Origin of the sequence: Acetomicrobium sp. S15 = DSM 107314 (genome assembly GCF_016125955.1) — a bacterium.
Taxonomy (GTDB): domain Bacteria; phylum Synergistota; class Synergistia; order Synergistales; family Thermosynergistaceae; genus Thermosynergistes; species Thermosynergistes pyruvativorans.
Window position 1 is genome coordinate 1 of sequence record NZ_JADEVE010000224.1, and the last position, 494, is coordinate 494.

At 52.4% G+C, this 494-nt stretch carries 1 protein-coding gene; it reads right to left on the reverse strand.

Going from position 1 to position 494, the window contains the following annotated elements; translation table 11 throughout:
- Positions 1–183: 183 nt before the first annotated feature.
- Positions 184–494: hypothetical protein (locus EZM41_RS13645; protein WP_232619151.1), on the reverse strand; the 311-nt coding region annotated here is incomplete at its 5' end.

Sequence of the window (494 nt, forward strand, 5' to 3'; positions counted from 1 at the left end):
CTGATAGACGTTTTATCCGGGATATTGACGGGGGCATCTTTTGGCCCCCATCTCGGCGATCTGTATCGCAACTTCCAAGACAAACAGGATATCGGGCACGCATTTTACGCGATCGATCGAATGCCTCGTAGAACTCTCCAAGATTTATGAACATCACCTTAAAGACTTAGACCTGGCGCTCGCCTACGCCCGCAGGGCGCTCCAGTCCTTGATGGAACTGAGACCGCTCATCTGGAACTTCCAGGAAGAAAGGGCAGCCTTGCTGCACAGAGTCAAGCGCATAGAGGAAAAATGTGCGCGAAGAGGAGCGCATAATAAGGAGGCTTTGGAGTCCTTCTGAGGGCCAAACGAGTTGACCCTCAGAAGATCGACCTCGTTCGAGTCCCAATGCTCTGACGACTGATAGGTCTCTATCGACGAAAGGCCGCGGTATCGAACGAAGGCCAAAACGTCAACTTCCGCTTCCGGCTCCATATCCTCTAAGTGCCATGCAT